This is a genomic window from Streptomyces sp. NBC_01381 (genome assembly GCF_026340305.1).
Lineage (GTDB): Bacteria > Actinomycetota > Actinomycetes > Streptomycetales > Streptomycetaceae > Streptomyces.
In genome coordinates, this window is the sequence record NZ_JAPEPI010000001.1 from 780,506 (window position 1) to 794,860 (window position 14,355).

The following is a 14,355-nucleotide window of genomic DNA, read 5'->3' on the forward strand; positions in this document are numbered from 1 at the left end:
CGGCCCGCTCTTTGCTTTCTTACGGTATCGATGGAATCGCATCGTGGATACGATGCGATCGGGTATGGCGCATCCAGCTGACGGCACCTCATTGGGGAGGCGGGGGCCATGCGATCGGTGAGCCGCACCGGACTGATGACCGCGGGCCTTGGGCTGGGAGCGGTCGGCGGATTCGTCGGCAGCCTGCTGAAGGAACGGAGCGCTCTGACTGCCGCCCGCGAAGCCGCTGGCGAAGGAAGTGAGGAACCGCCTTCATGGGGCGTCGGCTCGTACCGCTCACGCTGGACAACCTCCCGGACCTTCCCAAGCGCTGCCGGTCGTGCGTCTTCTGGGAACTGGACCCGGTCAGCGGCCAGGCCGCGGTAAAGGCCGGCACGCCCGAGCTGGAGAAGGAAGCCTGGATCTCCGCCGTCCTGCTGGAGTGGGGATCCTGCGGCCGCGTCGTGTACGTGGACGAGGTGCCAGTGGGCTACGTCCTCTACGCACCCCCGGCGTACGTGCCCCGGTCCACCGCGTTTCCCACGAGCCCCGTGTCGCCGGATGCCGTGCAGCTGATGACTGCGTGGATCATGCCGGACTACCAGGGCCAGGGGCTCGGCCGGGTGATCGTCCAGACGGTGGCCAAGGATCTGCTGCGCCGCGGCTTCAAGGCGATCGAGGCCTTCGGCGACGCCCGCTGGGAGAAGCCCGCCTGTGTGCTGCCCGCGGACCATCTGCTGGCGGTGGGCTTCAAGACGGTCCGCCCGCATCCCTCGTATCCCCGGCTCAGGCTCGAGCTGCGTACGACGTTGTCCTGGAAGGAAGACGTCGAGATGGCGCTCGACCGACTGCTCGGTGCTGTACAGAAGGAGCCGGTGCTCCGACCGCTCTGAGCCCAACCCTGTCATGCGAATGGGCCAACCCCGGAGGGTTGGCCCATTCGTGTTTCACGTGAAACAACGTCGCGCGGCGGCCGACGCCCGTCGGTCGGTGCCCGCCACTCATCGCTCGCTACTCGGCGATGAAGTCCGCGAGGTCGCGCTCGAGAGCGGCCTTCGGCTTGGCGCCGACGATGGTCTTGGCAACCTCGCCACCCTGGTACACGTTCAGGGTCGGGATGGACATGACGCCGTACTTGGCGGCGATGCCCGGGTTCTCGTCGATGTTGAGCTTGACGATCTCGATCTTGTCGCCGTGCTCGGCCGCGATCGCCTCGAGGGACGGGGCGATCTGACGGCACGGACCGCACCAGGCGGCCCAGAAGTCCACCAGGACGGGCTTGTCGTTCTTGAGGACGTCTTCCTCGAAGGAAGCGTCGGTCACGTTCTTCAGGGTGCCGGCCACGGCGGGCTCCTTAACTTGGTGGGGCGGTGGGGAAGAAGGGATGTCAGACGGTGGCTGCCGCGGTCTCGCTGTCCGTGAGGGCGGCGAGGAAGCGCTCGGCGTCCAGGGCGGCGGAGCAGCCGGTGCCGGCTGCCGTGATCGCCTGGCGGTACGTGTGGTCGACGACGTCACCGGCACCGAAGACACCGGTCAGGTTCGTCCGGGTCGAGGGCGCCTCGACCTGCAGGTAGCCCTCGTCGTCCAGCTCGAGCTGACCCTTGAAGAGCTCCGTACGCGGGTCGTGGCCGATCGCGATGAACAGACCCGTCACCGGCAGCTCGGAGGTCTCACCCGTCTTGAGGTTGCGCAGCGTCAGACCGGAGAGCTTCTGCTCGCCCTTGATCTCGGCGACCTCGCTGTCCCAGACGAACTTGATCTTCGGGTCGGCGAACGCGCGGTCCTGCATCGCCTTGGAGGCACGCAGGCTGTCGCGGCGGTGCACGATCGTCACGGACTTGGCGAAGCGGGAGAGGAAGGTCGCCTCCTCCATCGCGGTGTCGCCACCGCCGATCACGGCGATGTCCTGGTCCTTGAAGAAGAAGCCGTCGCAGGTCGCGCACCAGGAGACGCCGCGGCCGGAGAGCGCGTCCTCGTTCGGCAGACCGAGCTTGCGGTGCTGGGAGCCGGTCGTCACGATCACGGTCTTCGCACGGTGCACGGTGCCCGCCGTGTCCGTCACGGTCTTGATCTCGCCGCTCAGGTCGACAGCGATCACATCGTCCGGAACCAGCTCGGCGCCGAAGCGCTCGGCCTGGGCCCGCATGTTGTCCATGAGCTCGGGGCCCATGACGCCGTCCTGGAAGCCGGGGAAGTTCTCCACCTCGGTGGTGTTCATGAGCGCACCACCCGCGGTGACGGCGCCCTCGAACACCAGTGGCTTCAGCGACGCGCGTGCGGTGTAGAGCGCCGCCGTGTAGCCGGCGGGCCCGGAGCCGATGATGATCACGTTACGGACGTCGGTCACGGCTTGATTCCTCGTCTCTGGAGACTGCTGCGTACTGCTGGTGGGTGCCTGTCTCAGGTCTCTCACCCCACCCAACGGATCCTACGGGGCTTGCATTCCCGACGTGTCCGGGCGCACGTAAGCATGTCAGGGACGGCGGCATGCCCTTGCACGACCGCGCTCCTCTTGCCGGTGCGGTGAGAGGTCAGGGCCGGGCGTAGGAGTTCGTCAGCAGGATCTTGCCAGCGGCGGTGGACGACGACGGCTTGTCGGTGCACGTCGCGTCGACGACGTACGCGGAGACCTTGGTGCTGTCGGAGTCATGCGACGCCACGACGAGGTAGGCGTCCTTCCCCTTGTACGTGCCCTCCTCGGCGGCGATCGGCGTCCTGGCGCCGAGGCCTCGCTGGACGCACTCCGGCACCGAGACCGCCGCCTCACGCATCGGTGAGTTCTCCTTGGGGGACTCCGGGCTCGATCGCACGTCGAAGGACGGCTTGCCGGCTTCGGGCTCGGCAGCCGGGTTCTTGGCGAGGAGGTCGGTCACCTGGCCCTTGAGCCTCTCCTCGGAGAAGGCGTGTGCGGAGGCGGTGTGGTCCGACGAGGTGCCGGCTGTCCCGCCCGAGCCGCCGCCCAGGTTCTGCATCAACAGCGTTCCGAGGCCGATGGCGGCGGCCGTGACGACGGCCCCGAGCACGGCGGTGCGCCGACGTCCGCCCCGGAAGCGGCTCCGACGCCCAGGGCCGGTGGCCGCACGAGGGTGTCCGGCGGGCCGGTCTGCGGACGGACCGGGGGTGGGAGTGACCGCCGGCTCAGCGGAGCCGGGCGATGTTTCACGTGAAACACGCGCGCCGGTCGACGCGGTGTCGGGAGCATCGGTCTCGGTCTCGAGCGAGTCGGACGTGAAGGATTCAGACGGGAGCGACTCAGGCATGATGGAGTCCAGCAGCGCCTCCGCCGCCAGCGCCGCGTCGATGCGGCCGGCGACATCGGCGGGCATCCGGGGCGGACCCGGCAGCGTGCCGAGCATGCCGCGGATCTCCTCCAATGACGCGTAGACATCGGCGCAGAGCTCGCAGTCGTCCAGATGCCGCCGCACGTCGAGGGTGCGGGCAGGGGCGAGCAGCCCCTCCGTGAGGTCGGAGATCTCAGCGACTTCTGGGTGCCCGGCCGAGTCGGTCGTGGTCGTCACGCTCGCCCACCTCCGCCCTTCACAGCAGCTGAATCGCTTGGTCCCGCTTCCCGTGGCCCCGCTGCAGGTGGGACGGATGTCCCCTGCGTCCGGTTCCTTCCCGGGTCCGGCTTCTTGCCGTTCTGGTCCTCGCCGCCGTCTCCGCTCGGCGTACGGGTCTCCGTACGCAGGTGGGTGAGCAGCGGCAGCAGTCTGGCTCTGCCGCGCGCGCAGCGGCTCTTCACGGTGCCGGTGGGCACATCGAGCACTCGGGCCGCCTCGGCCACCGGATAGCCCTGCATGTCCACCAGGACGAGGGCGGCGCGCTGGTCGTGCGGCAGCGTGCCGAGGGCCTCGATGAGCTGGCGGTGCAGATCGCCCCGCTCGACGGGGGCCGACGCCGACTCGTGCGGCTCGAGAAGCTGCTCGAGGCGTTCGGTGTCGTCGATGGGGGAGGTCTTCCGCGATGCCGCCTTGCGCGCCCGGTCGAGGCAGGCGTTCACCGTGATCCGGTGCAGCCACGTCGTGACGGCGGACTGACCGCGGAAGGTGTGCGCGGCGCGGTAGGCGGAGACCAGGGCGTCCTGGACGGCGTCCGCGGCCTCCTCGCGGTCCCCCAGCGTGCGCAGGGCGACCGCCCACAGGCGGTCACGATGGCGCCGGACGAGCTCACCGAAGGCGTCCTTGTCGCCGGCCACATGGCTGGCCAGGAGGTCCTGGTCGCTCATCTCGCCGTGCATGGTGTCATCCACCGTCGAACCCCCTCCCCCCGGTGAGCCCAGTCCCTCAGCCCGTGAACTTCACGTCCGTGATGGCCTGCTTGTACCCCGCGGTGCTGTACTCATCACGGGGCGATTTCGGTACATCGGTCAGCCAGACGAGAACGTACTGCGTCTTGACCGGCTTCTCCGCCTTGACCTTCAAGCTGTGGCCGGTGGTCCTGGCGGTCCCGATCTCCTTCATCGCGGTCAGCGGCGTCGAGGAGGACATCGAGTCCGTGGCGTACAGCTCGACCGTCGTGTGGTCGCCCTCATAGCGGAGCCCGATCGACGCGGTCGACACGTCCTGCTCCTTGCCGAGGTCGTAGACGATGCCCACGCCCGGCTTGAAGGGCGCGAGCCGTGGACCTTCTATGAAGCTCTTGCTCCGCCAGTACGTCGAGTCGTCACCGTCGTACGTATTGGGGACGCCTTGAGGGTTCTGCGCGTCGCCCTTGGCGACGTACTCGTCGGCGTTCTCGATCTTGATCGGCTTCCCGGGCTTGGGCTTGTTCTTGTCGCCGTCGTCGGAGGTGTCCGTCGATCCGGGGTCGTCGTTCTTCCCCCGGTCCATCAGCGCGTCCGCCAGCTGCCAGCTGCCGAGGCCAAGGGCCGCGATGAGGAGCGCCGACACGGCCCACTTGAGGGCCTTGCCCGTACGGCTCTGCAGCGGGGGCGGCGGGGTCGGCACCGGCTGGGTGGCGCCGGGACGGGCCGCGGGGCGGCCGTAGGTGCCCTGCTGGTACGTCGTGCGCTGGTACTCGGGCGGGGCCGTGAACGCGGGCTCCGGAGGGCGGATGCGGGGCATCTCGCCGATGGCCTTCACCAGCTCCTCCGGCGTCGTGCACGGAGGCTCCTGGCGGGAGGCGGTCGCACCCTCGTTGACGAGCGCGCGCATCGCGAGCTCTGAGAGCCCCCTGTGCACGCCCGCACGCACCTGGTCGGGGGCGATCAGGCCGACGCCCTTGGGAAGCCCGGAGAGGCCGTACGCATCGTCCTCGTAGGGCCAGCGCTGGGTCAGCGAGGCGTACAGCAGCGCGCCGATCGCCTCCGTGTCCGTGCGCTGCGGGGTGTCCGAACTGATGCCTCGGAGCGCGGCGTTCACGGCGAGGCCGCGGATGCGGTACTGGCCGGTCGACGTCCTGAGGACGGCGCTCGGCGTCAGCCGCAGGTGGGCGAGGCCTTCGCGATGGGCGGCAGCCATGGCCTGGGAGACCTGGCTGACGAGCTGGTACGCGTCGTGCGCCTCAAGAGGCCCCGCCGCCAGCAACGCGGTGAGTTCTGTGGCGTCCGGCAGCCACTCGTGGACGACGTAGACGAGGTCGTTCTCCTCGACCGCGTCCAGGACGTGCACAAAGCGGGGATCGCCGAGCAGCGCGGACGAGCGCGCCGCGGCGAGTACCGATCGTGCCCGCGGATGGTCGGCGGGCAGCAGATGTACGCCGACGGCCCGGCGGAGTTTCTCGTCCACCGCGCGCCAGCTGCTGAAACCGTCCAGACGGGTGACGCACTCTTCGAGTCGATAGCGTCTGGCGAGCTTGTGACCGCTGTGCAGCTCGGGGGGTGATGCCGCCCCCGAGCTCGTGGGCTCGCCGGTCTCTGCTGCGCCTTCTTCTGCCGTTTCCCGCTCCCGGGTCTGGGCCACCCCGTCGGCCGTGGCCTGCTCCGCCTTCGCGGTCAGCGGCTCATCGCCGCTGTTGTCTGCCACGTCGACGGCAGCCGTGCTCCGTTCCGCCACCGTCGTTCCTGCCTCCCCATCCGTTGCGCTTCGTCAGACGCCAAAGCCAATTGTGCCCACAGTCCGGCGCTATGCACGACACGCGGTGGCCGGTGATGGTTGTGCGGACCCCTCGAACTCACCGTCCGAGGCGGCCGCGCACCATCCCGACCATGGAGTTGAGCTCCGCGATCCGCATGCGCTTCGCGGCGATGAAGAAGACGCCGAGCAGCACCGCACCGCCCACGATCAGCGCCGCCAGCGAGCCGAGGACGCCCTGACCGAGCCCCTGAGTGACCGCGTACGCGGCGGCGCCGCCGAGCAGCGCTCCGGGCAGCGAGGCGATGCCGAGACGGGCGTACGTACGCAGGACGTGGGCGCCGTCCAGGTCGCCGCCGAGACGCTTCCGCAGCCGTTGCCAGGCGACGCCCACGCCGATGGCGTAGGCGAGGCCGTAGATGGCGGCCATGCCCGTCACGGCCCAGCGGGTGGGCAGCAGGAAGTAGCAGGCCGTGGAGGCGGCGGCGTTCACGGCGGCGACGATGACCGTGTTGTAGAAGGGCGTCCGCGTGTCCTCGTAGGCGTAGAACGCACGCAGCACTACGTATTGCACGGAATAGGGGATCAGGCCGAGGCCGAAGGCCATCAGCATGTAGCCCATGTTCGTGGCCTGGGCACTGCCCGAGGAGCCGAAGATCAGCGTGCACATCGGGATGCCGAGTGCGACGAATCCGAAGGCGACGGGCACGATCGCGACCGCTGTCGTGCGCAGGCCCTGCGAGACGTCGTCGCGGACGGAGCCGGTGTCACCGTCCTGTGCCGAGCGGGACAGGCGGGGCAGCAGGGCCGCCATCAGGGAGACCGTGATGATCGCCTGCGGGAGTCCCCAGATGAGCTGGGCGTTGGCGTAGGCGGCGAAGCCGATGCCGCTCGTCGACGGCAGGTCGACGGTGGCGGCGGTGGCCAGCTGGGTGACGACGAGGGCGCCCGCCTGGTTGGCGAGCACGAACAGGATCGTCCACTTGGCCAGCTTGGCGGCCTTGCCCAGGCCGTGGCCCTTCCAGTCGAAGCGCGGACGCAGCTTGAATCCGGTCTCGCGCAGGTAGGGGATCATCGCCAGGGCCTGGACGACGAGACCGAGCAGGACACCGACGCCGAGGAGCCGTTCAGCCTCCGGCGGGATGCTGGTCACGGTCATGCCGGACGACGCCGACGATCCGTAGACCCAGATGAACATGCCGAGCGTGGCGATGATGACGATGTTGTTGAGGACCGGCGTCCACATCATCGCGCCGAACTTGCCGCGCGCGTTGAGGATCTGGCCCATCACCACATGGATGCCCATGAAGAAGATCGAGGGCAGGAAGTAGCGCAGCAGCGTTGTACCGACCTCGGTGGCCGCCGGGTCGTTCGCGACCGGCACGGACATCACCCGCACCAGCTGCGGAGCCAGCACGATGCCCAGGACGGTGAGGACGCCGAGCGCCACCATGACGAGGGTCAGTAGGCGGTTGGCGTACGCCTCGCCGCCGTCGTCGTCCGTCTTCATGGAACGCACCAGCTGCGGTACGAACACGGAGTTGAGGCCGCCGCCGACAGTGAGGATGTAGATCATCGTCGGGATCTGGTAGACGACCTGGAAGGTGTCACCGAGCAGCCCGACGCCGAGCGCCGAGACGATCAGGGCGGAACGGATGAAGCCGGTGAGACGCGAGACGAGGGTGCCCGCGGCCATCACCGCACTGGACTTCAGCAGGCTCGCCGCGCGGCCGCCGCCGCTCGACTTCGGGGCGGGCGCTGGAGCCGGGGCCGCAGGGGCGGGGACGCCCGGCGGCTCGGGCGGGTGGTAGCCACCGGGCTGCTGGTGGCCGTTGCCCTGCTGGTAGCCGTCCTGGTTGCCCTGGGGGTAGCCGCCGGGCTGCTGGTAGGCGGCGCCCTGCGGTTCGTGGTAGCCGCCCGGCTGCTGGTCGCGGAAGAGGTGGGCGAAGGCGTCCGGCTCGTGGTGCTCCTCGCCGGCCTGCGTGACCAGGTCGTCGACGCCCACGAACTGGGTCGTACGGGCATCGTCGCCGTACGGAAGGTGCCGGGTCGGACCGTCCGGCTCGGGAGCCGGGGTCTGGGCCCACACGCGGGGGTCCGGCGCGTGCTGCGGGGATGGCGGCTGGGCGTAGAGCGGCTGCGGGTCCTGGTAGTAGCCGGGGGGCGGCGGGGGGTGCGCGGCGCGGTCGTACAGCGCCTCGGTCACCGGGTCCTGGGCGCTGAGGTCCTGCGCGCGGTAGGGGTCCTGGTCATAGGCGTCCTGGAGGTACACGTCCGGGGCAGGCTGCGGTGGCATCTGCCCGTTCTCAGGGGGGCCCGAACCGCCCGCGCCCTGGCCACGGTCACCGTCGTACGGCGCGTTCATGGATACCCCACCTCATCGTCCCCGGGCCCACCGGCCACGACATCGCTCAACGGTCCACTCTCTCACCCGTGTCCGACGGGTCGGTGCTTTCCGGAGCGGTGTCCGGTGTCGGGTCACTCGGCTGCTCGGGGTCGTCGTCCCCGGTCTCGGCGCCGGACTCGCCGTCCGGGCCGTCGTCGGGTCCGTGGTCGGAGCCGTCGGCCGCGGCCTCCTCGGCCTGCTTCCGGGCGGCGCGCTTGCGCTGGGTGTACATCCGGAACCCGGCGAGCACCAGGAGCAGGACGCCACCCGCGATGACGAGCATCACGGTGAGGGTGATCTCGGTGACGTTCACGTCGAAGCGGACCACTTTGCCGTACGGCTGACCGTCCTCGGTGTAGAGCTGGGCGTAGACCGGGACCGGGCCGTTGGCGTTGGCGGTCGTGGTGAACTTCACCGACTGGGCGTGGCCGCCCGCGATCTTGACCGGCCGTTCCGAGTAGGCCTCGCCGTCGATCTTCAGTCGCGTCGGGTTCTCCGACGTGAGGCGCAGCACCATGTGGTCGACGCCCTGGACCAGGTTGTTCTGGACCGTCACTGGGATCGTCGCGCTGCGGCCCGAGAGCTTCGCGTCGGACTTCTGGATCAGCCGCACCTGCTGGGTGAGCGTCGTCAGGTAGTTCTGCACGCCCCGGCGGAACCCGTCAGCCTCTGCGGCCCGGCCACGCCACGACGTGGACATCTCGCGGTCTATGGCCCGCCCGAAGGGAGTGATGACGCGGTCGGGCTCGCTGAGGATCGTCTTGAAGCGGTCGAGGTTGTTCTGGGTGTTCTGGATGTCCTGGAAGGCCGACCTCGGCAGCTCCTGCTTGCGCAGCGACGCCGGGTAGGAGCCGGCCGACGGCACCCTGGTCGTGGCCGCCGGGTCCGGCTTGGCCTTCGCCGCAGCCGTCAGGTCCTGTGGCTCCGACCAGCGCTCGTCGGAGAGGGCGGTGAGCGCCTTCGCCATCGACTGGGCCTGGCTGGCGGTCGGCATGCGCTGCGGGGCGACGACGATGCTCCGCTGCTTGTCCGGGTCCTGCAGGGTGACCATCAGGCTCTGGGCGAGGAACTCCTGCACGGCGAGCGTGGAGTTCTCGGCCCCCGTCATGTCGCCCTGGAAGGCGGTGGAGAGCCCGGCGTCGGCCACCACGGCGGTCGTACCGCCGCCGATGGGCCGTGCGGCGTTGGGCGTGTACGGCAGCCCGCCGGTCTCGCGCAGACTGTCGCTGCGGGCGATCACCGTGTGGGCGCCGGCGGAGGTGGAGACGTCGACGATCGACGGGTCGAGGGCGCCGTTCACCGGCCACGCGAAGTCCGACCGCGGCTTGACGTGGAGGATCGTCTCCACGGCCTCGGCGCCCACGTCGGTGGCGCCCTTGAGCTGGCCGAGGGACCCGCTGACCGCCTTGCCGTTGTGGGCGAGCGAGGCGAGGTCGGGGTCGGCGAAGGGCAGCGCGACGACCTTCCCGTCCTGCACGGTCTGCTCGAGGTCGTTCAGCCACTGCTTGGCGACTGCCTGGTTCCTGCCCGCGGTGGTCGACCTGCCGTCGGCGGTCCGCACCCGGTAGCTCCGGGTCATCGCGTCGACCGAGGCCAGCAGATCGGGGTCGACGACCCAGGTGACGTCGAGCTTGCGGCCCAGCGACAGCATCAGGTCGAGGCGGCCGCCCGGGGCGATCTCCTTGGCCAGGTCGTCGTCGGTGAACACGGGCGTCTGCTGCTCGTCCGAGCCGGTCTCCGCCGTGAGGTGCGAGGTGGAGATGAGCGGCCACAGATACGTCGTCTTCGTCTTCGTGTCGGCGTCCTCCGCCTGCCACGGCAGGAAGGTCCGCTCGAAGCCGAGCACCTGGGACCACGGCTGGGCCGATGTCCGGCCGGTGAGGGAGACACCGAGCTGGTAGACGCCGTCGATGCCGAGGTCCAGCGCCTTGACCGGCACGGAGATGCTGAAGTCCGTGCGGACGCCAGGCGCCAGCTTGGAGACCTTCTCGACGTACTTGCCGCCGACCTCGGCTCCGTCGGCCCCCGGCTGGTAGCCGGTGCGCTTGGCGGCCGCGTCGATCTGGCTCCGGCCGGTCAGGGCAGGACCGAGGCGCAGGCCGACCTCGGCTCCGGTCACCGTCTGCTTGCCGTTGTTGGTGACCGTGCCGGAGACGGTGACGGTGTCGTCTTCCGTCGGGGCGGTGGGGGTCAGCGAGTTCAGCGAGACGTCGACGGTGCTGGAACCGGTGGCCTTGGCCGCCGCGCCGGGCACGGCGGCATCCGCGACCGGCGCCGCAGGAAGCTGCAGCACACCGGTCAGCAAAGGGGCCCCAGCCAGCAGCGCTGCCGTGCGCCGCAGCCACCGGCGAGCAGGTGAGGGACTGGTCCCCGGGATGTCTGCCGCCTCGGCCACGCGTTGCCCGTCCTCGTCGTCGTCAGTGGTCGTCGGTTGTGCGTCCACGCATGGTAACGAGGTGCGCTGTGGCGAAGTGCCGCGGACTGCTCCACATGATCGGAAGACCTGGCCGGGGAGGGGCGCGCGGGGCCGGAGCGGCCCGGAAAACCGGGCGGCCGGGGGTGCGCGGGCCACGTACCCTTTTCTGTTGTGCCGAACGCCAATGAAGAGAATCCCATCGCCCTGAGCCAGGTGCAGCGCCGCGCGGTCAGTGAACTACTGCGCGTGTCCCCTGTCGCGGACGACCTTGCCCGCCGTTTCCAGGAGGCCGGGTTCTCCCTTGCCCTGGTCGGCGGCTCGGTGAGAGACGCGCTCCTTGGCCGGCTCGGCAACGACCTGGACTTCACGACCGATGCCCGCCCCGAGGACGTACTGAAGATCGTCAGGCCGTGGGCGGATTCGGTGTGGGAGGTGGGGATCGCCTTCGGCACTGTCGGCAGCCAGAAGGACGGCTACCAGATCGAGGTCACCACGTACCGCTCCGAGGCGTACGACAGGACCTCGCGCAAGCCCGAGGTGTCCTACGGCGACTCCATCGAGGAAGACCTCGTACGCCGTGACTTCACCGTGAACGCGATGGCGGTGGCGCTCCCTGAGAAGGAGTTCATCGACCCGCACGGCGGTCTCGAGGACCTGTCGGAGCGCGTCCTGCGTACCCCTGGCACCCCGGAGGACTCCTTCTCCGACGATCCGCTGCGGATGATGCGGGCGGCGCGGTTCGCCGCGCAGCTGGACTTCGAGGTGGCTCCGGAGGTCGTCGCCGCGATGAAGGCGATGGCCGAGCGGATCGAGATCGTCTCCGCCGAGCGCGTACGTGACGAACTGAACAAGCTGCTCCTCTCGCCGTACCCGGCAAAGGGACTGGCTCTACTTGTCGACACAGGCATCGCCGAGCACGTTCTCCCCGAGCTCCCGGCGCTGCGTCTCGAACGTGACGAGCACCACCGGCACAAGGACGTCTACGACCACTCGCTGATCGTCCTTGAACAGGCGATGGCACTGGAGGAGGAAGGGCCGGACCTGACGCTGCGGCTCGCGGCCCTTCTGCATGACATCGGGAAGCCGCGGACGCGGCGCTTCGAGGACGACGGCCGAGTCTCCTTCCACCACCACGAGGTGGTGGGCGCCAAGATGACCAAGAAGCGGATGACGGAGCTCAAGTACTCGAACGAGCTCGTGAAGGACGTCTCCCGCCTGGTGGAGCTGCACCTGCGCTTCCACGGCTACGGCACGGGCGAATGGACGGACTCGGCGGTACGCCGCTATGTACGCGACGCGGGCCCGCTCCTGAGCCGACTGCACAAGCTGACCCGGTCCGACTGCACGACGCGCAACAAGCGCAAGGCGAGTGCGCTGTCGCGCGCGTACGACGGCCTGGAGGAGCGCATCGCCCGCCTCCAGGAACAGGAGGAGCTGGACTCGATCCGCCCCGACCTGGACGGCAACGAGATCATGCAGATCCTGGACGTACGCCCGGGGCCCGTCATCGGCCAGGCCTACAAGTTCCTGCTGGAGCTGCGCCTCGAGAACGGGCCGATGGAGCGGGACGCGGCGGTCGCGGCGCTCAAGGAGTGGTGGGCCGCGCAGGAGTGAGGTGGGGTTCGGCGCGATGTTTCACGTGAAACATCGCGCCGGGTCCGGACACGCGAAGGGGCACTGTTTCACGTGAAACAGTGCCCCTTCGCAGATGCCGTTACTTGTTCTTCAGGCAGAGCACCACGTCGTGGCTGCCGCCGGTCTGGTAGTAGGCGACCTCGGTCCCCTTGACCGCTTCGCACTTGCTGGTGCTGCTCGTGTCATCGAACTTCTCGATGACCTCGAACTCGGCGTCGCTCGAGGAGCAGTCGGTGTCCTTCATCTCGGGCTGCGACTGCGTGCCGGTGTTCTTCAGGCAGTCACCGACGGCAGTGGTCTCAGCGTCGCTCTTGCCCAACTGGAACTTGACGACAGCGATGATGATCGCGAGAACGACGAAGCCACCGATGCGCAGCAGGAGCTTCTTGCCGCGACCGCCACTCGGTGCGGCCGGAGGCGGAACCGGCGCCCCCTGGTTGTACGGCGGGTAGGGCTGCTGCGGAACGCCGGGCTGGCCCGGCTGACCGGGGTGCGGCTGCACGCCCTGGCCGTACGGATTCTGGCCCTGGGGCGGAGTAGTCACTTGGGGGTCCCCCTCGAACGAGAGCGCGATGGCGCGGATACGACGTCCGTAAGTTATAGGGGCGCAGTGGGATCTCTGAAGTCCAGAGGGGCTCTGTGGCACTGATGTGACACTTACTGCGCGTCAAATCTGGCCATAGCGGCAGCAATTGCTGCGTAGATAACGGCGACCGTGACCACCAGCGGAGCCGATCGACCGTCAGGCGGCAGTATCAGGGCCGCCACTCCTGCCGCGGCGACGAACGCGACGTTGAACAGGACGTCGTAGATGGAGAAGATCCGGCCACGGAAGCCGTCGTCCACCTCGGACTGCACCACCGTGTCCGTGGCGATCTTTGCCCCCTGGGTCGTCAGGCCCAGGAGGAACGCGGCGATGAGCAGGGGGACGGCCTCGAAGGGCAGGCCGAGTGCCGGCTCCAGGACCGCCGCCGCCCCGGCGCAGGCGGCGATCCAGCCGCCGGGGCCAAGCCGGTTCACCGCGGCGGGCGTCACCACCGCCGCCATGAAGAAGCCCGCCCCCGAGATCGCCACGGCGAGGCCAAGGAGGGCGAGCCCGTCGGACTCCGTGGACGACCAGGCGTATCGGCAGAGCATGAGGACCATGACGGACAGGGCGCCGTAGCAGAACCTCATGAGGGTCATGGCGAGCAGCGCGCGGGCGGCGGGGCGCCGCTGCGACAGATGCCGCACGCCGGCCAGCAGATCCCGCGCCGTACCGGAGAGCGCCGCGCCGAGGCGTGGCTGGACCAGCTCCGGGTCCGGGCCGAGGAGTTCTCGCGCCATGCGCAGCGAGGCGAGAGCCGCGCAGAGATACAGGACCGCCCCGAGCAGGACGACGGCCGCGTCCGAGTCGGAGACGACCAGGCGTACGGCGAACGCGAGGCCGCCGCCCGCGGTGGCGGCGAGCGTCCCGGCCGTCGGCGAGAGGGAGTTGGCCATGACAAGCCGATCGGCGTCGACCACGCGCGGCAGCGCCGCCGAGAGCCCGGCGAGGACGAACCGGTTGACGGCCGTGACGCAGAGCGCGGAGGCGTAGAACAGCCAGTCCGGCACGCCGCTCAGCATCAGCACCGCGGTCACCGAGGCCAGCGCCGCCCGCAGCAGATTGCCGTACAGGAAGACCTGGCGGCGCGGCCAGCGGTCGAGGAGCACGCCCGCGAAGGGGCCGATCACTGAGTACGGCAGGAGCAGCACGGCCATCGCGGAGGCGATCGCGGCCGGCGAGGTCTGCTTCTCCGGCGAGAAGACGACGTACGTGGCGAGCGCCACCTGATAGACGCCGTCCGCGCCCTGGGAGATCAGCCGCACGGCGAGCAGGCGTCGGAAATCCCGCAGGCGCAGCAGTATGCGCAGGTCACCGACGACAGCCATGGGGCACAGCCTCA

At 69.5% G+C, this 14,355-nt stretch carries 11 protein-coding genes; 2 read left to right on the forward strand and 9 right to left on the reverse strand.

Annotated elements, in window-relative coordinates; all coding sequences use genetic code 11:
- Nucleotides 1–254 precede the first annotated feature (254 nt).
- The gene (locus tag OG453_RS03755; RefSeq protein WP_266864471.1) at nt 255–872 is read left to right on the forward strand and encodes a GNAT family N-acetyltransferase; all 618 of its coding nucleotides are present in this window, start codon (nt 255–257) and stop codon (nt 870–872) included.
- Nucleotides 873–990: 118 nt separating this feature from the next.
- Here the strand turns inward: OG453_RS03755 and trxA are convergent, their stop codons facing one another.
- The 7 genes from trxA to OG453_RS03790 all read right to left on the reverse strand — a co-directional run bounded on the left by trxA (nt 991) and on the right by OG453_RS03790 (nt 10,771).
- The gene (gene trxA / locus OG453_RS03760; protein ID WP_135332065.1) at nt 991–1,323 is read right to left on the reverse strand and encodes a thioredoxin; all 333 of its coding nucleotides are present in this window, start codon (nt 1,321–1,323) and stop codon (nt 991–993) included.
- A 43-nt stretch (nt 1,324–1,366) separates the two neighbouring features.
- Nucleotides 1,367–2,326, reverse strand: a complete 960-nt coding sequence (trxB, locus tag OG453_RS03765; RefSeq protein WP_266864473.1) for a thioredoxin-disulfide reductase — start codon at nt 2,324–2,326, stop codon at nt 1,367–1,369.
- A gap of 184 nt (nt 2,327–2,510) precedes the next feature.
- Complete coding sequence (locus OG453_RS03770; protein WP_266864475.1) at nt 2,511–3,497, reverse strand: hypothetical protein; 987 nt, start codon at nt 3,495–3,497, stop codon at nt 2,511–2,513.
- Nucleotides 3,494–4,216 (reverse strand): RNA polymerase sigma factor SigM, encoded by a 723-nt coding sequence (gene sigM / locus OG453_RS03775; protein ID WP_266869695.1) that lies wholly within the window; start codon nt 4,214–4,216, stop codon nt 3,494–3,496. The genes OG453_RS03770 and sigM overlap by 4 nt, the downstream gene beginning before the upstream one ends.
- 46 nt (nt 4,217–4,262) lie before the next feature.
- Complete coding sequence (locus tag OG453_RS03780) at nt 4,263–5,972, reverse strand: protein kinase family protein (RefSeq protein ID WP_266864477.1); 1,710 nt, start codon at nt 5,970–5,972, stop codon at nt 4,263–4,265.
- Between the two features lie 118 nt (nt 5,973–6,090).
- The gene (gene murJ, locus OG453_RS03785; RefSeq protein ID WP_266864479.1) at nt 6,091–8,355 is read right to left on the reverse strand and encodes a murein biosynthesis integral membrane protein MurJ; all 2,265 of its coding nucleotides are present in this window, start codon (nt 8,353–8,355) and stop codon (nt 6,091–6,093) included.
- Between the two features lie 46 nt (nt 8,356–8,401).
- Complete coding sequence (locus tag OG453_RS03790) at nt 8,402–10,771, reverse strand: DUF6049 family protein (RefSeq protein WP_266869696.1); 2,370 nt, start codon at nt 10,769–10,771, stop codon at nt 8,402–8,404.
- A gap of 192 nt (nt 10,772–10,963) precedes the next feature.
- Here OG453_RS03790 and OG453_RS03795 point away from each other — a divergent pair, with 192 nt between their 5' ends.
- Nucleotides 10,964–12,406 (forward strand): CCA tRNA nucleotidyltransferase, encoded by a 1,443-nt coding sequence (locus tag OG453_RS03795; protein ID WP_266864481.1) that lies wholly within the window; start codon nt 10,964–10,966, stop codon nt 12,404–12,406.
- Nucleotides 12,407–12,506: 100 nt separating this feature from the next.
- Here the strand turns inward: OG453_RS03795 and OG453_RS03800 are convergent, their stop codons facing one another.
- Nucleotides 12,507–12,971: a hypothetical protein gene (locus OG453_RS03800; RefSeq protein ID WP_266864483.1), complete on the reverse strand. Its 465-nt coding sequence runs from the start codon at nt 12,969–12,971 to the stop codon at nt 12,507–12,509.
- Between the two features lie 113 nt (nt 12,972–13,084).
- Nucleotides 13,085–14,341, reverse strand: coding sequence for an MFS transporter (locus tag OG453_RS03805; protein WP_266864485.1), 1,257 nt, complete (start codon nt 14,339–14,341; stop codon nt 13,085–13,087).
- Nucleotides 14,342–14,355: the final 14 nt, after the last annotated feature.